Genomic DNA, 17,070 nt, shown 5'->3' with positions numbered 1-17,070 from the left:
CCCCCCGCTCAGCCCAGCACCAGCCGGTCGCCCAGCCGCAGCCGCCCCGGGGCGGCCACCTCGGCGAGCGCGTCGAGGCGGCCGTCGTGGGCGTGCACGATCGCCTTGAGGATCTCGGGGGCGTGCGGCAGTCCGGGCTGCGGGGCCGCGGTCATCGCGCAGCGCTCGCTGGAGGTGACGAAGGCGAGCCGGGCGCTGTCCGGGGCATCGCCGCGGGCCTGGCGGCCGAACCAGTCGTCCTCGACGAACGGCGGGGTGCCGGGCGGGGTGCGCAGCACGATGTTGGGGCGGAACCGGCGCTCGTCCACCGCGGCGAAGGGGACGGCCTCGCGGACCCAGTCCAGGGTGGCGGTGGTGAGCACGCTGACCGGTAGTCGGTCGACGTGCGGCACGGCGTCCTCGCGGGCGAGTGCGACGTCCTCGCGCTGGAGGTAGGCGCGCAGGAACGCGGTGGGGTGGTCGACCGGGCGGCCGAGCGGGTCGAACAGCTCGGGGCCGTCGATCCGGTGGCCGAGGCGGGCGGAGAGCCGCAGCAGGCCGTCCATCCGGCGGAAGCGGCGGGTGGTCTTGCCCGAGCCGAGCTTGCCGGAGGAGTCGCGGACGGCGTAGAGGCGGTCGCCGGCCAGGCCGCGCACGTCCACCTCGACGGAGTCGAGCCGCTCGCCGCCGGTGGATTTCACGGGGTAGCGCCAGAGTCGCTCGATCACTCCGATGATCTCAGCCATGGCCTGACAGCGTACCGGCGCCACCGGGGATGGTCTAGACCAAGTCCCGGGCCGGGGTGGGCCGGTGGGCTCAGCCCAGCCGGGCCACCGCCCGGACCGGGGCGCCGTCCGCCGCCACCAGCCGCAGCGGGAACAGCGAGACCTCCACCGGCCGACCGGCCTCCTGCGCCTCCAGCAGTGCCCGCAGGTCGGTCAGGTTCTCGGCGATCACCCCGCCGCCGCTCGCCCCCAGCAGCACCCGGTGCGCGGCCAGCGTCGGCTCCTCGGCGGGCTGGTCGTGCTCGTCGGTGAGGTCGGCGAGCAGCGCGGCCACCGCCGGATCGCCCGGGCCCGGGTCGGGGGTGGGGTCGACGCTCAGCGCGTCCACCCCGACCGTGCGCACCCCGGCGGCGACGATCGCCTCGGCCGCCTCGGCGGTCAGGCCGGGGTGGGCGAGGTAGGCGTCGGTGCCCCAGTGCCGGGCCCAGCCGGTGGCCAGCAGCAGGACGGAACCCTCCCCGCAGCGCTCCAGCGCGGGCGCCAGCAGCTCGGGGGTGACGGCCGCCCGGGGCTCCAGCCCCCGCAGGTCGGCCACCACGGCGGGCCCGGTGAACCGCTCCAGCGGCAGCCCGTCCAGCGTCGGCCAGGTGACGTCCACGTGGTACGGCGCGTCCACATGGGTCCCGGACTGCGAGCCGAGGTGCAGGGCCAGCACGTTCACCCCGGCCGTCGCGGTGGTGAGCGCGGGCTCCAACAGCACGGTCGGATCGCCGGGGTAGACCGGCATCGCGGTGGTCACCTGATGGGTGAGGTCGACGAGGGTCGCTGCCATGCCCCCCATCCTCCCAGGGGGCGCGCGCTCCCGGACCCGTTCCGCCCGGCCGGGCCGAACGGGTCCGGGAGCGCGCCCCGGCCGAAGCCCCGGGTGAAGCCGGGATAGAAATGCCCCATGGGAATCGCGAAGCGTCAGCCGTGGGTGGTCGGGGTCTCGGGAGCGTCGGGGACGCCGTACGCGGCCTCGGTGATCCGGGCGCTGCTGGCCGCCGGCGAGGCGGTGGACCTGATCGTCAGCCGGGCCGCCCGGCTCACCATCCTGGACGAGACCGGCATCTCCTTCCGGGACGCCCACTGGCGCACCGACCTCGCCGCCTGGCTGGGGACCGACCAGGGCCTGGAGGACGTCCGCTACTGGTCCGCCGGGGACTTCGCGGCCGGCCCGTCCAGCGGCTCGTACCCCGCCAAGGGCATGCTGGTGGTGCCCGCGACCACCGGCGCGGTGGCCGGGATCGCGCTCGGCCTGAGCAAGGACCTGCTGCAGCGGGTCGCCAGTGTCACCCTGAAGGAGCGTCGACCACTCGTCGTCTGCGTGCGCGAGACACCACTCAACGGGGTGACGTTGAAGCACCTGGTGGAGCTCGACGCGCAGGGCGCGGTGGTCCTGCCCGCATCGCCCGGTTTCTACGCCGGCGGCTCCACCGTGCGCGAACTCGTGGATTTCGTGGCCGGCCGGGTGCTGGACGCCGTGGGCGTGCCGCATTCCCTGTACCTGCGCTGGGAAGGGGAGTTGGGGGCGGCGGCCCGCCAGAGCGGGAGCGGCGGGAGCGCTTCGGCTGAGGGGGAGTAAGGAGAGCGAGGGCGGGAGAGTATCTTCTCTGCGATATCCGGGTCGGTCGGCGCACGGCGCCTTTGAATCCGGATAATGATCTGTGGGTCTGGTGAGGTTCGGAAGGACGCGGACGGTATATGGACACGGTGGACAGACAGCTCATCCAGGCGCTCCGGGAGAACGGCCGCGCGTCCTACGCCGAGCTGGGCCGGCTGGTCGGACTCTCCGGCCCGAGCGTCACGGACCGCATCAACCGCCTGGAGCAGGCCGGGGTCATCACCGGCTACCGCGCGACGGTCAACCCGGCCTCGCTCGGCTTCGGCGTCACCGCGCTGATCGGCCTTCAGCTCACCGACGCGGCCGACCACGAGGACGTCGCGTTCCGGCTGAAGGACCTCAACGAGGTCGAGGACTGCTGGTTCATCGCGGGTGACGACTCCTACATGCTCAAGGTCCGGGTGGCCGACGTGGCCGGCCTGGAGTCGGTGGTGAAGCGGATCTCGGGCACGAAAGGCGTGGCCAGGACCCGCACCACCGTCGTACTCTCCACGAAGTGGGAGAACCGGGTGAGTGAGCTTCCTCCTGTAGGAGAGTGACGTATGGCACTGGTCGGTCTGGAGGAGCTGCGCGCCGCTCGGCAGCGGATCGCGGGGGTCGCCGTGCGCACCCCGCTGGTTCCCGCCCCCTGGGCGGCCGAGGGGGAGCGGCGGCTCTGGCTCAAGCCCGAGAACCTCCAGCCGACCGGGGCCTTCAAGACCCGCGGCGCCTACAACCGGTTGGCCGCGCTCACCGCGGAGGAACGCTCCCGCGGCGTGGTCGCCCAGTCCAGCGGCAACCACGCGCAGGCGGTGGCGTACGCGGCGCAGCTGCTCGGCATCAAGGCCGTGATCGTGATGCCGGACACCTCGCCCGCGGTGAAGGTGGAGGCCACCCGCTCGTACGGCGCCGAGGTGATCCTGGTGTCGCCGGGGGAGCGGGACACCCTGCCCGGCGAGCTGGCCGAAAGGCACGGCTACGTCTGGGTGCCCCCGTACGACGATCCGTTCATCATCGCGGGCCAGGGCACGGTCGGGCTGGAGATCGCCGAGGACGCCCCGGCCGAGCTGGACACCGTCCTGGTGCCGGTCAGCGGCGGCGGCCTGATCGGCGGGACGGCGGCCGCGCTCAAGCTCACCCGCCCGGGCATCCGGGTGATCGGCGTGGAACCGGAGCTGGCCGCCGACGCGCAGGCCAGCCTGCGCTCCGGGCGCCGGGTGGAGTGGCCGGTCGCCGACACCTACCGGACCATCGCGGACGGGCTGCGCACCCCCTCGGTCGGCGTGTTGCCGTACGAGCACATCACCACCTACGTGGACGACATCGTCACCGTCACCGAGGACGAGATCCGCGCCACCGTCGCCCTGCTGGCCCGCCGCGGCCGGCTGGTCGCCGAGCCGTCCGGTGCCGTCGCCCCGGCCGCGTACTTCCACCGCGCCGCCGAGACCGGGGGCCAGACGGTCGCGGCCGTGGTCAGCGGCGGGAACATCGACCCGGTCCTGCTCGCGGAGCTGCTCTCCGCATAGGCGTACGCTCAGTCCGGCAAGGAATCGAATGTCGGAGGAGGCGGGGCACCGCATGGACGCAGGGCTCAAGCGCGAGCTGGAGGCGAAGGTCTACGCGGGTGAGCGGCTGACCCGCGAGGACGGGATCGCGCTCTACGAGAGCGACGACCTGGCCTGGCTGGGCGGGCTGGCCCACCACGTGCGGACGCGGAAGAACGGCGACGTCGTCCACTTCAACGTCAACCGCCACCTCAACATGACCAACGTGTGCAACGCGTCCTGCGCGTACTGCTCGTTCCAGCGCAAGCCGGGCGAGAAGGACGCGTACACGATGCGCATCGAGGAGGCCGTCCGCCTGGCCAAGGCGATGGAGAGCGAGTCCCTCACCGAGCTGCACATCGTCAACGGCCTGCACCCGACCCTGCCGTGGCGCTACTACCCGCGCTCGCTGCGGGAGCTGAAGGCGGCCCTGCCGAACGTCTCGCTGAAGGCCTTCACCGCGACCGAGATCCACTGGTTCGAGAAGATCAGCGGCCTGTCCGCCGACGAGATCCTGGACGAGCTGATCGACGCCGGCCTGGAGTCGCTGACCGGCGGCGGCGCCGAGATCTTCGACTGGGAGGTCCGCCAGCACATCGTCGACCACGACACCCACTGGGAGGACTGGTCGCGGATCCACCGCCTCGCGCACAGCAAGGGCCTCAAGACGCCGTCCACCATGCTGTACGGCCACATCGAGGAGCCCCGCCACCGGGTGGACCACGTGCTGCGGCTGCGCGAGCTGCAGGACGAGACCGGCGGCTTCCAGGTCTTCATCCCGCTGCGCTACCAGCACGACTTCCACGACTCCAAGGACGGCGTCGTGCGCAACAGGCTGATGGCCCGCACCGAGATGGCCACCGGCGCCGAGGCGCTGAAGACCTTCGCCGTCTCCCGGCTGCTGTTCGACAACGTCCCGCACGTCAAGGTCTTCTGGGTGATGCACGGCGTCACCACCGCGCAGCTGGCGCTCAGCCACGGCGCGGACGACATGGACGGCTCGGTGGTCGAGTACAAGATCACCCACGACGCGGACAACTTCGGCACGCCGAACAAGCTCGGCCGCGAGGACCTGCTCGGTCTGATCCGCGACGCCGGCTTCCGCCCGGTCGAGCGCAACACCCGCTACGAGGTCATCCGCGAGTACGAGGGCCCGGACCCGATGCGCCGCGAGGCCCCGCAGGCGATGCGTCTCTGACCTGCGAACTCCCTGCCGTCCGGGCCGTACTCGGGCCCGGACGGCGGCGTCTTCACCGCTCCCGCACGCGACCCGGGTTTACCAACGGGTACGGCGTTTGGCAGGATCGACGGCATGTCCGGTTCTCATCGCGCCACCGAGTACCCGCCGTACGAGCCGATGCAGGAGCCGGCGTACGGGGTGCCGCAGCAGTCGCACGAGGCGCCGTACGACGCGTACGAGCCGTACCGGCAGGTGCGGCAGGACTACTACTACGGCGAGTACCAGGAGGCCCCGCAGGCCGCCGACGGGTACTTCGAGGCGTACGAGCAGCCGTTCCAGCCGTACCCGGCGGAGCCGGTGTACGAGCAGCCGGTGTACGACCAGCCGGTGTACGAGCAGCCGGTCCACGAGGATCCCGCCCCGGTCGAGCCCCTCGCGCCCCTCGCTCCGGTCGTCCCCGCCGCGGCCGCCGTGCCGGGTGGCCGGGCCGCCGCCCGGGGCCGACGGCGCAAGGCGAAGCAGAAACGTCACGGCAAGGCCGTGATGGCCGGCACCGCCCTGCTGGTCGCGGCCGCCGCCGGCTGGTACACCGTCGGCCAGGACGACGCCAAGCCCGGCATCACCGCCGCCGACGGCCCCGGCCCCGAGGGCGTCAGCAAGCCCGACCAGCCCGCCCCCGCCGCCGTCCAGGCCGCCGCCGACCGGCAGTCCGCGCCCCCGGCCGCCGGTCGCAGTGAGACCCGCCCGGACGGCTCGCTGGCCGCGATACCCGGCCTCGGCGCCGCCTTCACCGCGAAGGTCCCCGCCGAGACCACCCAGGTCGTGGTCGCCTCCGGCGCCGACAAGAACACCGACAAGAACACCGTCGTCCTCTGGACCCGCACCCCCGAGGGCCGCTGGCTGGCCGGCGAGACGTGGAACGGCCACAACGGCAAGAACGGCTGGACCGCCGACCACAACGAGGGCGACCTGCGCAGCCCGATCGGCGTCTTCTCGCTCACCGACGCGGGCGGCCGCAACGCCGACCCGGGCAGCAAGCTCCCGTACGACAAGGACCCGAGCTTCGTGGTCTCCGGCACCGGCTTCTTCGGCGACCAACTGGCCGGCTCCTTCGACTACGTGGTCGCGATCAACTACAACCGGGTCCCCGGCAACTCCCCGCTCGACATGCGCCGCCCGATGGGCGCCAAGAAGGGCGGAGGCATCTGGCTCCACGTGGACCACGACGGGCCCACCCACGGCTGCGTGTCGATCCCCGAGGACAAGATGGCCCAGCTGATCCGCACCCTGGACCCGAGCGCCCACCCGGTCATCGTGATGGGCGACGCCGCCACTCTGGCGGCCTGACCTCGGCATACGCCCAAGCCAGGCGCCCCAACAGGCCTTGTGGATCTCCTACAGATCACAGGTTCGGATCCTGTAGCCGGTCATGCCCCGCTGACCAGCGAGTAACCCGGTTCCATGGCAGCATGAGCGGATCGCGCATTGTGGCACTCGGCCACTACCAGCCCCCCAAGGTCCTCAGCAACGACGACCTGGCGGCGCTCGTCGACACCGATGACGAGTGGATCCGCACCCGGGTGGGCATCCGCACCCGGCACATCGCCGAGGGCGAGACCCTGGTCGACCTCGCCACCGAGGCCGCGCAGAAGGCGCTGGCCAACAGCGGCCGGACACCCGAGGACATCGACCTGGTCGTGGTCGCCACCTGCACCGCCATCGAGCGCAGCCCCAACACCGCCGCCGCCGTGGCCGCCCGGCTGGGCGTGCGCTCGCCCGCCGCCTACGACATCAACACGGTCTGCTCGGGCTTCTCCTACGCGCTGGCCACCGCCGACCACGCGATCCGGGCCGGCGCGGCCCGCCGCGCGCTGGTGATCGGCGCCGAGCGGATGTCCGACACCCTCGACTGGACCGACCGCTCCACCTGCGTGATCTTCGGCGACGGCGCGGGCGCCGCGGTCGTCGAGGCCCAGGAGGAGGGCGCCGAGCCCGGCATCGGGCCGGTGGTCTGGGGCTCCGAGCCGGAGAAGGGCGACGCCGTGGTGATCACGGGCTGGGACCCGGTGATCAGCCAGCAGGGCCAGTCGGTGTTCCGCTGGGCCACCACCCAGCTCGCCCCGCTCGCCCGCGAGGCCTGTGAGCGGGCCGGGATCGACCCCTCGGAGCTCAAGGGATTCGTCCCGCACCAGGCCAACCTGCGGATCATCGACGCGATCGCCAAGAAGCTGGGCCTCGGCGACGCCGTGGTGGCCCGGGACGTGGTCGACTCCGGCAACACCTCGGCCGCCTCGATCCCGCTCGCCTTCTCCAAGCTGGTCGAACGCGGCGAGCTCTCCCCGGGCGACCCGGTGCTGCTCTTCGGCTTCGGCGGCGGCCTCGCCTACGCCGGCCAGGTCGTCCGCTGCCCGTAATTCGCACACCGCCCCGCTACCCGCGTACCGCCCCGCCCCGAGCCGAAGGGGCGCGCCGGTGCCGAAAGGGAGAAGCGACCAGCGAGGTACGAGCGCCGGAGCGCCGACCGTCGGCACCGGGTCCGAGCGACCCGGAGGCGAGCGGGTGAGTCACAGCCGAGCGGGCGGACAACAGCATGCCGGTGGGCGGGCACCCTGTGTGAGGGGTGCTCGCCCACCGGCATGTCTGGCGCGCCTGCGGTACGTCGGCGGACCTCCCCCGAGGACACGGCCGCCGTCCGTCGTACCCCGGACAGGAGGCCGGGGCTGCGCGCGGAGCGGATGATGGATCGAACGGATGGTCTTACTTGGGCGCCTTCTTCCCGGTGACGCCCAGGTACACCAGGGGAGCGAGGTTGGGCTTGAGGTCCTTGACCTTGACGCCCCAGGAGGTGAAGGCCTTCTGGTGCTCGGCCGCCGATGCGAGCAGCGAGACCAGAGCGCCGGAGACGGCGTTCGGGTCGAGCGACTTGTCGGCCTGACCCTTCGCCTGGAGTTCCTTGACGGCCTCCGCGAGCGGCTTGGCGACCGAGTTGAGGACGGTCATGCGGATCTTGAAGAACCGCTTGTCCCCTTCCGCGGCACCGAGCGTGACCACTCGCAGAATGGCGTCGTTCTTGCGCCAGAAGGCAAGGAATCCGTCGACCAGTTCTTCCGAAGTGGTCGGTCCGGACTTCCCTGCCCAGGACTTTCCGGCCACCAGCTCTTTGAGGGTGTCGGCGTCCTTGGCCATTTCCTCGGCGATTTCGAGGACTGCGCCCTCGACATCTGGGAAGTACTGATAGAAGGTCGCGGGGGAGGTACCCGCCATACGGGCGACGTCGATGACCTTGACGTCCCGATAGGGCGACGTGCTGAGCATCTCGCGGAGGCAGTCGAGCAGCTTCTGCCGCGTCTCCTGTCCGCGTCGCCCGGCGACGCGACCGTCGACGGTGCGAACTTGTCCTGTCATGCCGTCAGCTTACCGTGGCACGATCTTGGCGCGATTCGGTGATGCGACTATTACTCCGCACGGGGGCTGGTATAGCGGCATGAACCACTTCGGACGGATATTCACCGGGCTCCGAAGGGGCTGTTGAAGCCCCCCCGTGTGCTTTCGACCCCATAGCGTGACGGCGAGTCCGCTGAGGGGTGGTCGGGTGACAGAGCGTGACCGCCCCTGGGGGGTGGAAAACCGACGGTCCGGGTCGGCTGACGCAAGCCGCAGCCGGAGCGGGCGTCATAATCCGGCCGTTCCGTCATCGCTGACCGGACCACTGTCCGGCGGGCCCCTCCGGGCGGGGGAGGTTGGAGATGCGCCGGGCGGCATTGGAGAATCGGGACCGGCACCACGCGGCGGGTGCGGAAACGGGGAGGTGGCAGCGGAGTGGACCAGCTGACGGCGCACGATCCGAGGCGGATCGGGCCCTTCGAGGTGCTGGGGCGACTCGGCGCGGGTGGGATGGGGCTGGTCTACCTGGCGCGCTCCGCGGCCGGGCGCCGGGTGGCCATCAAGACCGTCCGGGGGGAACTGGCCGAGGACGAGCTGTTCCGGGTCCGCTTCGCGCGGGAGATCGCGGCCGCCAAGACGGTCGGCGGCTTCTACACCGCGGCCGTGGTGGACGCCGACGCGGACGCCCGGGTGCCCTGGCTGGCCACCGCGTACATCCCGGCGCCCTCGCTGGAGGACCTGGTCGAGGAGTGTGGCCCGCTGCCGGTGGAGGCCACCCGCTGGCTGGTTGCGGGCATCGCCGAGGCGCTGCAGTCCATCCACGGGGCCGGGCTGATCCACCGCGACCTCAAGCCCTCCAACGTCCTGGTGGTCGAGGACGGCCCCAAGGTGATCGACTTCGGCATCGCGTCCGGGGTCTCCAGCACCCGGCTCACCATGACCAACGTCGCGGTCGGCACCCCGGCCTACATGTCGCCCGAGCAGGCCCGGGACAGCCGGACCGTCCGGGGCGCCAGCGACGTCTTCTCGCTCGGCTCGCTGATGGTCTTCTGCGCCACCGGGCACCCGCCGTACCGCGGCTCCAACCCGGTCGAGACGGTGTTCCAGCTGCTGCGCGAGGAGCCGGACCTGTCCGGCATGCCGCCCGAGCTGATGGACCTGGTCCGGGCCTGCATGCAGCAGGCGGCCGAGCACCGGCCGACCCCGGCGCAGATCCAGGCCGAGCTGGCCCCGCACCTGTTCTCCCGGGACGACGCCTCCGGCGAGGCCGGCGACTGGCTGCCCGCCAACGCGCTGGAGCTGATCGAGCGCAAGCGCGGGCGCCGCCCGAGCGCGCCGCCGCCCCGCCCGTACGCCGGCCCGGTCGAGCCGCAGCCGTCGCACCCGCAGCCGTCGCACCCGCCGGCCCCGCAGCCGCAGATCCCGCCGCAGCACCCCGGCCTGGACGACCCGCGCACCCATCCGGGCGCCCGGCACGCGCCGCCGCCGGCCGGGCCGGTGCACAGCGCGCCGCACCCCGGGCCGGGCTCGGACGCCGAGATCCCGACCGCGAAGATCCCCTCCAAGAACAAGCACCGCGCGCCCACCGGCGGGGTCAGTGTCGAGGTGCAGCTGTCCGGCGCCTCGGTGCGGATAGGCCCGGGGCCGCGGGCCGAGCACGAGCAGCCCGGACCGACCACCGCCCCGGCCGAGACCGACTGGGTCCGCCGGACGGCGCCGACCCCGACCCCGCCGGCACCCCCGGCGCCGGCCCCGACCCCCGCCCCGGCCGCCCGCTGGCGCCCCTGGCGGTTCCGGATGTCCAACGACGTCTGGGGCACCCCGGTGGTCGCCGACGGCACGCTCTTCGTCTCCAGCTTCGAGGTGCACGCGCTGGACATCGCCTCCGGCGAGCGCCGCTACAAGACCCGGGACGTCGCCTGGGCGCTCGCGGTGGACGCCGGCCGGGTGCACGCCGCGGACGGCCCGCACCTGTACACCGTGGACGTCGCGGACGGCACCGAGCGCTGGCGCACCTCGCTGGACGGCTGGGTCTACTCGCTCTCCGCCGCCGACGGCGTGCTCTGCTGCGGTGTCCGCGGCGGCGGTGTCCAGCTGCGCGCGGCCGCCACCGGCGCCGAGCTGTGGCGCGCGGACGACGCCCAGCAGGACTACGAGAACCCGCAGTCCGGCCCGGTCCTGGTGGCCGGCGCCGCCTACTACTACGGCGCCGGGCGGCTGCGCTGCGTGGACCCGCGCGGCGCGGGCCTGCGCTGGTCCTTCCCGGTCGGCGAGGACGTGCCCTCGCACCCGGTCGAGCGCGGCGGCGTGCTGTACGTGACGGCCGGCACCCGGGTGTACGCGCTGGACGCGGCCAGCGGGGTCGAGCGCTGGCGCTTCGAGGCGCCGGTGGTGCTGTTCACCCCGCCCGCCCTGGACGCCGACGCGGTCTACGTGGCCGACTACCTGGGCACGGTCTACGCGCTGGACGCGGCCACCGGCCTGGACCGCTGGCGCGGGGTCACCGGCAGCCGCCAGGGCGCGGAGCCGGTGGTGGTCGGGGACGGCATGGTGCTGGTGGGCAGCGGCGAGGTGCTGTACGCCTTCGAGGCGGCGACCGGCCGGGAGCGCTGGCGCTACACCGCGCGCGGCGAGATCGTCGGCTCCCCGGCGGTGGCCGACGGCCTGGTGCACCTGGGCAGCCGGGACCACTCGCTGCACACGCTGGACCTGGCGACCGGTCAGCTGCGCTGGGAGCTCGGCACCAAGGGCGAGCTCACCGGCTCCCCGGTGGCGGTCGGCGGGCGGGTCTTCGTCGGCTCCAAGGACCGCTGCGTGTACGCGCTGGACGCCTACTACGGCACGGCGGTGCCCGCCCGCTGAGCGGGGCGGACACCGCCGGTCCGGTGGTGGCCGAGGGCCAGGGCCCGGGCGCTCGGGCCCGGGCGATCAGGCCTCAGACCTCAGGCCTTGCGGGCCTCGGGGTGGCGGCTGCACCAGCCCTCCCACGCGGAGGAGACCATCTCCGTCACGTCGTGGCTCGCGCTCCAGCCCAGCTCGCGCTGGATCAGGTCGGCGGAGGCCACCACCCGGGCCGGGTCGCCGGGGCGGCGCGGGGCCATCTCGGGGGTGGTGTCGTACCCGGTGACCTTGCCGATCGCCTCGATCATCTCCTTGACGCTGACGCCCTCGCCGCGGCCGATGTTGAGCACCAGCGAGGTCGCGCCGGCCGGGTCGGCGGCCAGCCGCTTGGCGGCCGCCACGTGGGCCGAGGCGATGTCGGAGACGTGGATGAAGTCGCGGACGCAGGTGCCGTCCGGGGTCTGGTAGTCGTCACCGAAGACCAGCGGCGCCTTGCCGGCGGTGAGCCGCTCGAAGACCATCGGGATCAGGTTGAACACACCCGCGTCGGAGAGCTCGGGCGAGGCGGCGCCGGCCACGTTGAAGTAGCGCAGGGCCACGGTGGACATCCCGTGGGCCTTGCCCGCGGCGGCGACCAGCCACTCGCCGGCCAGCTTGGTCTCGCCGTACGGGCTCATCGGGGCGCACGGGGTGGACTCGGTGACCAGGTCGACGTCCGGCATGCCGTAGACGGCGGCGGAGGAGGAGAACAGGAAGCGCTTGACGCCGCCCTCGGCCGCGGCCTCCAGGACCGTCTGCAGGCCGATCATGTTCTCGCGGTAGTAGAGGAACGGCTGCTCGACCGACTCGCCGACCTGCTTCTTGGCGGCGAAGTGCAGGATGCCCTCGACGCCGTGCTCGCGGATCGCGGCGTCCAGGGCGGCGCGGTCCAGGGTGGAGCCCTGGATCAGCGGGACGCCGGCCGGCACCCGGGAGGCGTCGCCGGTGCTGAGGTCGTCCAGGACGGCGACGCGCTCGCCGGCGTCGAGCAGCTGACGGACGACGTGCCCGCCGATGTATCCGGCACCGCCGGTGATCAACCAAGTCATGCGGCAATCCTAGGCGTTCGCATGCGGGGCACCCCGGGCGGGCGAGTCCAGCCAGCAATTCGGACAAATCGGTGAAATGCTGACAAGGATTTCCGTGCTCTCACACCCGCGCCCTTCGGCGTGGTGACGAATCGGAGGCAGCCAGGTGAGCCGCAAGAAGGAACACGACCGTCCGCTGCCGGCCGGCCCCGGGCCGACCGGGCCCAAGGCGGCCCACCGTCGCCTGTTCGCCCCGGGCGCGGTCGCGGCGCTGACGGCGCTGGCGCTGGCCGGCTGCAGCAGCTCGTCCTCCTCTTCGTCCTCCGCCTCCTCCCTGACGTCGACCGCCTCCCCGTCCGGCGCCACCAAGCAGGCCGCCTCCACCCCCACCAACCAGCCGGGCGGCGGCAACCAGCTCCAGGACGCCTACCAGAAGGTGATCGCCGACGTACTGCCCTCGGTGGTCCAGATCACCACCGGGGAGAGCCTCGGCTCCGGGATCGTCTACGACGACAAGGGCGACATCGTCACCAACGCCCACGTGGTCGGCTCCGCGACCACCTTCACCGTCACCCTCGCCAACACCACCAAGGCGCTGGACGCCACCCTGGTCGCCAGCTACCCCGACTCCGACCTCGCGGTGATCAAGATCAGCAGGCCGCCGAGCGGCCTCAAACCGGCCGTCTTCGGCGATTCGAGCAAGGTCGAGCTCGGCCAGATCACCCTCGCCATGGGCAGCCCGCTCGGGCTCTCCAGCAGCGTCACCCAGGGCATCGTCTCGGCCACCGGGCGGACCGTCACCGAACCCCGGGGCACCGGCTCGCCGGGTGCCACCATCGGCAACATGGTGCAGACCTCGGCCGCGATCAACCCGGGCAACAGCGGCGGCGCGCTGGTCAACCTGGACAGCCAGGTGATCGGCATCAACACCCTCGCCGCGGTCGAGCCGGAGACCAACGGCGTGTCCGCCCCCGGCATCGGCTTCGCCATCCCGGCGTCCACCATCACCAGCATCACCGACCAGCTGATCAAGCAGGGCAAGGTCACCAACTCCGGCCGGGCCGCCCTCGGCATCACCGCCCGGACCAGCTTCAACCAGCAGTTCCAGCCGGCCGGCGCGGTCATCGTCGCGGTCAGCGCGGGTGGCGCGGCCGCCGCGGCGGGGCTGCAGCCCGGCGACGTCATCACCAAGATCGACGACGCCCCGGTCGACTCGCTGAACGCGCTCACCACCGCGCTCGCCTCGCTCACCCCGGGCAGCAAGGTCACCGTCACCTTCACCCGGGACGGCAAGAGCCAGACCGCCGACGTCACGCTGGGCACGCTGTCGACCGGTTCGTAGGCGCGACCCGAGCTCCGGTGCGCCGTCGGCCCGCACACCGCGCAAGGGTTCCGCGGGCCGGGCGGCGCACCGGACCGGTGCCGGGACCCCGTCCATTGCCTCGACCGGGTCCCGGCGCCTTTCGCCGCCTCCGGGCGCTCAGCGGCGGGCGGTGCGGGTGTGCCAGGGCAGCTCGACGGTGACCGTGGTCGGGCCGCCCGCCGGGCTGTCCACCAGGAACACCCCGTCCACCGCCCGGATCCGCTCGGCCAGCCCGGCCAGGCCGCTGCCCGGGTACGGGGCCGCCCCGCCCTTGCCGTCGTCCTGGACCAGCAGCATCAGCTGGTCGTCCGAGCGCCAGACCTCGACCGAGGCGGTGCGGGCGCCCGCGTGCTTGGAGACATTGGTCAGCAGCTCGCTGACGGTGAAGTAGGCGATGCCCTCGACCGCCGAGTCCGGGCGCACGGGCTCGCCGTCCGACCCGGCCAGGTCCACGTTCACCTTCACCCCGCCCGGGACGGTGCAACGGGCCGCGACCGCGGACAGTGCTGCGTCCAGGCCGCGGTCGGTGAGCACCGCCGGGTGGATGCCGCGGGCCAGGTCGCGCAGCTCCTGCAGGGCCAGCTTCACCTCGCCGTGCGCGCTGTCGACCATCCGGGTGGCGGCCGCCATGTCCTCCTCGGACTCCACCTCGCGCAGCCGCTCCTTGGCCATGCCGAGGTCCATCGCCAGCGCGACCAGCCGGGCCTGGGCGCCGTCGTGCAGGTCGCGCTCGATCCGGCGCAGGTCGGCGGCGGCGGTGTCGACCACTGTGCCGCGGTCGTCCTCCAGCTCGCGCACCCGCTCGGCCAGGGCGCCCGGGAAGAGCAGCGACTCGATCAGGATCCGGTCGATCGCCGCCAGCGCGCGCACCACCCAGGGCAGCACCGGCCACAGCACCACGACCGAGACCAGGGACAGCGTGAAGCTGAGGATGCCCCAGGGCAGCATCAGCACGTTGTAGAGCGCCGACCGCCAGTTCAGCAGGTCGGTGAGGTGGGCGATGGTGTAGCCGACCAGCCCCGGGCGGCGCGGCCGGACCGGCTCCGGGTCGTCGATCGCGGAGCCGTACGCCGAGCGCGCCCGGCGCCGGCCCAGCCCGCCCAGGGAGCGGGAGACGGCCAGCCCGCCGGCCAGCAGCGGCAGACCGATCACCGTGATCGACAGGCCCAGGCCGACCGAGAGCGTGGTGACCGCCAGGACGAAGCCGGCGATGCCGAGCGGCAGGTTGAGCATCAGCTGACCGACCTGCCGCCACATCCGTGCGCCGTACAGCGGCGGGCGCTCCATCCGAGCGTCCTGCTCCTTGACGGCGTCCACGGCTCGGCGGTGCAGCGGCTTCATCGGATCATCCGTTCCTGTCGGTCGAGCTGGTGGACTGGTGGACCAAGCTTCCCGAACCGGGGACGGGAGGTGCCATGGGGGTGATGCGTCTTCCCGGCCGGGGGTTATCCCCACCCCCTGCCCCGCACCCCCGCCCCGGCCCCCTTCCCGGCACCCGGGCACGTGCCCGGCTGTCCACGAGCCGTCTTGCCGATCGGGCAGGGTTCGGGTGGAGCGGAGCCGTCCCCTTAGACTCACGCATTGGCCATCGTTAAGAGAGTGCGAGGAAACGTCGTAGAACTGTCTTGAGGGACGGATTCACGGCCGAGGTGGAGGCGAAGCATGAAGGGGCAGCAGGCGGCTGCCGCCGTGGCCGACCCGGCGGTCGGCAGCGGCTACTTCGACGCGTACGCCGCGATGGGCCTGCTGGCCGTCGTCGGGGTGCTCTTCCTCGCTGTGGCGTTCACCGCCAACCGCCTGCTGCGGCCGGTGGTCCACTCGCCCGAGAAGCTCCTCACCTACGAGTGCGGCGTGGACCCGGTGGGCGAGGACTGGGCGCACACCCAGATCCGCTACTACGTGTACGCGTTCCTGTACGTGATTTTCGCGGTCGACGCGATCTACCTGTTCCCGTGGGCGACGGTCTTCGCCAGCGCCGGGTACGGGGCCGGAACGCTGATCGAGATGTTCCTCTTCATCGGCTTCCTCGCGGTCGGGCTGCTCTACGCCTGGAAGAAGGGCGTTCTGGAATGGACGTGACGCACACCCACTCGCACGGCGCGCAGGGCGGTCCCGTCCCGCTCGGCCTGCCGGACCCGTCCCGCCCCGGCGCCGTCGAGCGCCGCGGCATCGGCCCGCTCGCGCGGCTCGCGCCCGACCCGGTCAAGGTCGTGCTCAACTGGGGCCGTCGCTACAGCCTCTGGTGCTTCAACTTCGGCCTGGCCTGCTGCGCGATCGAGTTCATCGCCGCGTCCATGGCCAAGCACGACTTCATCCGGATGGGTGTCATCCCCTTCGCGCCCGGGCCCCGTCAGGCGGACCTGATGATCGTCTCCGGCACGGTCACCGACAAGATGGCGCCCGCCGTCAAGCGCCTCTACGAGCAGATGCCCGAGCCGAAGTACGTCATCTCCTTCGGCGCCTGCTCCAACTCCGGAGGCCCGTACTGGGACTCCTACTCGGTGACGAAGGGCGTGGACCAGATCATCCCGGTCGACGTCTACGTGCCCGGCTGCCCGCCCCGGCCCGAGGCGCTGCTCCAGGGCATCCTCAAGCTGCAGGAGAAGATCGCCGCCGAGTCCCTGCCCGGCCGCTACACCGCGCCCGTGGCGGCGCTGCGCCGTCCGCTGGTGGCGGGGCCTTCCGCCGGTTCGTCCGAGGGAGGGGTCTCGTGACCACGCCTGAGCAGTGTGCGGCGTCGGTCGGGGAGTGGGCGACCGGCGCCGAGGCGTACGGACTGATCACCGTCGACGTCCCGGCCGAGCGCTGGATCGAGGCGCTCACCAACGCCCGGGACGTGCTGGGCCTGGCGTTCTTCGACTGGCTGAGTGCGGTCGACGAGCTCGCCGAGGGCTTCTCCGTGGTCGCGCACCTGGCCGCCGTCGAGGCGCCGGGCGTGCGTCACCTCGCGCTGCGCACCCGGGTGCCGCGCGGCGAGGCCGCGCTGCCGAGCGCCGTCGCGGTGTACGCGGGTGCCGCCTGGCACGAGCGCGAGACCCACGAGATGTTCGGCATCGACTTCCCCGGGCACCCCTACCTGGCCACCCTGCTGCTGCCGGAGGGCTTCGAGGGGCACCCGCTGCGCAAGGAGTTCGTGCTCGCGGCGCGGGTCGCCAAGGCCTGGCCGGGCGCCAAGGAGCCGGGCGAGTCGGACCACGGCGACGGGCCGGCCCGTCGCAAGATGCAGCCGGTCGGTGTGCCGGACCCGAACGAGTGGGGGCCGCTCAAGGGCACCCTGCCGCCGGTGGCCGAGCGGCCCGCGCGTGGTGCGCGGGCGGCGGGCGCGCCGGGGCGGACGCCCCGGGC

The 17,070-nt window shown here is 72.8% G+C and carries 16 protein-coding genes; 11 read left to right on the top strand and 5 right to left on the bottom strand.

Features of this window, described 5'->3' with window-relative positions; genetic code table 11:
• Positions 1-8: 8 nt before the first annotated feature.
• The gene (locus ACFVWU_RS30470; protein WP_387626951.1) at positions 9-725 is read right to left on the bottom strand and encodes an MOSC domain-containing protein; all 717 of its coding nucleotides are present in this window, start codon (positions 723-725) and stop codon (positions 9-11) included.
• A 70-nt stretch (positions 726-795) separates the two neighbouring features.
• On the bottom strand, positions 796-1,536 hold the full coding sequence (locus ACFVWU_RS30465) for a cyclase family protein (RefSeq protein ID WP_380608374.1): 741 nt from the start codon (positions 1,534-1,536) through the stop codon (positions 796-798).
• Positions 1,537-1,653: 117 nt separating this feature from the next.
• Here ACFVWU_RS30465 and ACFVWU_RS30460 point away from each other — a divergent pair, with 117 nt between their 5' ends.
• From ACFVWU_RS30460 to ACFVWU_RS30435, 6 genes are all read left to right on the top strand, one after another.
• Positions 1,654-2,328: a UbiX family flavin prenyltransferase gene (locus ACFVWU_RS30460; RefSeq protein WP_387626949.1), complete on the top strand. Its 675-nt coding sequence runs from the start codon at positions 1,654-1,656 to the stop codon at positions 2,326-2,328.
• Between the two features lie 119 nt (positions 2,329-2,447).
• The gene (locus ACFVWU_RS30455; RefSeq protein ID WP_030055719.1) at positions 2,448-2,906 is read left to right on the top strand and encodes an Lrp/AsnC family transcriptional regulator; all 459 of its coding nucleotides are present in this window, start codon (positions 2,448-2,450) and stop codon (positions 2,904-2,906) included.
• Between the two features lie 3 nt (positions 2,907-2,909).
• The gene (locus tag ACFVWU_RS30450) at positions 2,910-3,872 is read left to right on the top strand and encodes a threonine/serine dehydratase (protein WP_387626947.1); all 963 of its coding nucleotides are present in this window, start codon (positions 2,910-2,912) and stop codon (positions 3,870-3,872) included.
• Positions 3,873-3,924: 52 nt separating this feature from the next.
• Positions 3,925-5,088 (top strand): aminofutalosine synthase MqnE, encoded by a 1,164-nt coding sequence (gene mqnE / locus ACFVWU_RS30445; protein ID WP_387626946.1) that lies wholly within the window; start codon positions 3,925-3,927, stop codon positions 5,086-5,088.
• A gap of 114 nt (positions 5,089-5,202) precedes the next feature.
• Positions 5,203-6,417 (top strand): L,D-transpeptidase family protein, encoded by a 1,215-nt coding sequence (locus ACFVWU_RS30440; RefSeq protein ID WP_387626945.1) that lies wholly within the window; start codon positions 5,203-5,205, stop codon positions 6,415-6,417.
• A gap of 122 nt (positions 6,418-6,539) precedes the next feature.
• Positions 6,540-7,484, top strand: coding sequence for a beta-ketoacyl-ACP synthase III (locus ACFVWU_RS30435; protein WP_380608368.1), 945 nt, complete (start codon positions 6,540-6,542; stop codon positions 7,482-7,484).
• A 343-nt stretch (positions 7,485-7,827) separates the two neighbouring features.
• On the opposite strand, the gene ACFVWU_RS30430 is transcribed toward ACFVWU_RS30435, so the two are convergent.
• On the bottom strand, positions 7,828-8,475 hold the full coding sequence (locus tag ACFVWU_RS30430) for a TetR family transcriptional regulator (RefSeq protein WP_387626943.1): 648 nt from the start codon (positions 8,473-8,475) through the stop codon (positions 7,828-7,830).
• A gap of 414 nt (positions 8,476-8,889) precedes the next feature.
• Between ACFVWU_RS30430 and ACFVWU_RS30425 the strand changes: the two genes are divergently transcribed.
• Positions 8,890-11,316 (top strand): PQQ-binding-like beta-propeller repeat protein, encoded by a 2,427-nt coding sequence (locus ACFVWU_RS30425; protein ID WP_387626941.1) that lies wholly within the window; start codon positions 8,890-8,892, stop codon positions 11,314-11,316.
• A gap of 80 nt (positions 11,317-11,396) precedes the next feature.
• On the opposite strand, the gene galE is transcribed toward ACFVWU_RS30425, so the two are convergent.
• Complete coding sequence (gene galE, locus ACFVWU_RS30420) at positions 11,397-12,383, bottom strand: UDP-glucose 4-epimerase GalE (RefSeq protein ID WP_387626940.1); 987 nt, start codon at positions 12,381-12,383, stop codon at positions 11,397-11,399.
• Positions 12,384-12,606: 223 nt separating this feature from the next.
• Here galE and ACFVWU_RS30415 point away from each other — a divergent pair, with 223 nt between their 5' ends.
• Positions 12,607-13,704, top strand: a complete 1,098-nt coding sequence (locus ACFVWU_RS30415) for a S1C family serine protease (RefSeq protein WP_387626989.1) — start codon at positions 12,607-12,609, stop codon at positions 13,702-13,704.
• Between the two features lie 138 nt (positions 13,705-13,842).
• On the opposite strand, the gene ACFVWU_RS30410 is transcribed toward ACFVWU_RS30415, so the two are convergent.
• Positions 13,843-15,066, bottom strand: coding sequence for a sensor histidine kinase (locus ACFVWU_RS30410; protein WP_387626938.1), 1,224 nt, complete (start codon positions 15,064-15,066; stop codon positions 13,843-13,845).
• 321 nt (positions 15,067-15,387) lie between these two features.
• On the opposite strand from ACFVWU_RS30410, the gene ACFVWU_RS30405 reads away from it, so the two are divergent.
• The 3 genes from ACFVWU_RS30405 to ACFVWU_RS30395 all read left to right on the top strand — a co-directional run.
• Entirely contained in the window at positions 15,388-15,804 is a 417-nt protein-coding gene (locus tag ACFVWU_RS30405; protein ID WP_387626936.1) for an NADH-quinone oxidoreductase subunit A, read from the top strand.
• On the top strand, positions 15,795-16,439 hold the full coding sequence (locus ACFVWU_RS30400) for an NADH-quinone oxidoreductase subunit B (protein ID WP_387626935.1): 645 nt from the start codon (positions 15,795-15,797) through the stop codon (positions 16,437-16,439). The genes ACFVWU_RS30405 and ACFVWU_RS30400 overlap by 10 nt, the downstream gene beginning before the upstream one ends.
• Positions 16,436-17,070 (top strand): NADH-quinone oxidoreductase subunit C (locus ACFVWU_RS30395; RefSeq protein ID WP_387626933.1); only part of this gene is annotated, 635 nt, incomplete at its 3' end. The genes ACFVWU_RS30400 and ACFVWU_RS30395, both read left to right, overlap by 4 nt.

The sequence above is a fragment of the Kitasatospora sp. NPDC058190 genome (assembly GCF_042883685.1).
GTDB lineage: Bacteria > Actinomycetota > Actinomycetes > Streptomycetales > Streptomycetaceae > Kitasatospora.
This window is presented reverse-complemented; position numbering and strand designations above follow the sequence as displayed.

Coding starts and splice junctions, on each gene's coding strand:
- ACFVWU_RS30400 (WP_387626935.1), top strand. CDS start 15,795: ATGGACGTGACGCACACCCACTCGCACGGCGCGCAGGGCGGTCCCGTC.
- ACFVWU_RS30410 (WP_387626938.1), bottom strand. CDS start 15,066: ATGAAGCCGCTGCACCGCCGAGCCGTGGACGCCGTCAAGGAGCAGGAC.
- ACFVWU_RS30405 (WP_387626936.1), top strand. CDS start 15,388: ATGAAGGGGCAGCAGGCGGCTGCCGCCGTGGCCGACCCGGCGGTCGGC.
- ACFVWU_RS30430 (WP_387626943.1), bottom strand. CDS start 8,475: ATGACAGGACAAGTTCGCACCGTCGACGGTCGCGTCGCCGGGCGACGC.
- galE (WP_387626940.1), bottom strand. CDS start 12,383: ATGACTTGGTTGATCACCGGCGGTGCCGGATACATCGGCGGGCACGTC.
- ACFVWU_RS30470 (WP_387626951.1), bottom strand. CDS start 725: ATGGCTGAGATCATCGGAGTGATCGAGCGACTCTGGCGCTACCCCGTG.
- ACFVWU_RS30450 (WP_387626947.1), top strand. CDS start 2,910: ATGGCACTGGTCGGTCTGGAGGAGCTGCGCGCCGCTCGGCAGCGGATC.
- mqnE (WP_387626946.1), top strand. CDS start 3,925: ATGGACGCAGGGCTCAAGCGCGAGCTGGAGGCGAAGGTCTACGCGGGT.
- ACFVWU_RS30435 (WP_380608368.1), top strand. CDS start 6,540: ATGAGCGGATCGCGCATTGTGGCACTCGGCCACTACCAGCCCCCCAAG.
- ACFVWU_RS30455 (WP_030055719.1), top strand. CDS start 2,448: ATGGACACGGTGGACAGACAGCTCATCCAGGCGCTCCGGGAGAACGGC.
- ACFVWU_RS30460 (WP_387626949.1), top strand. CDS start 1,654: ATGGGAATCGCGAAGCGTCAGCCGTGGGTGGTCGGGGTCTCGGGAGCG.
- ACFVWU_RS30440 (WP_387626945.1), top strand. CDS start 5,203: ATGTCCGGTTCTCATCGCGCCACCGAGTACCCGCCGTACGAGCCGATG.
- ACFVWU_RS30465 (WP_380608374.1), bottom strand. CDS start 1,536: ATGGCAGCGACCCTCGTCGACCTCACCCATCAGGTGACCACCGCGATG.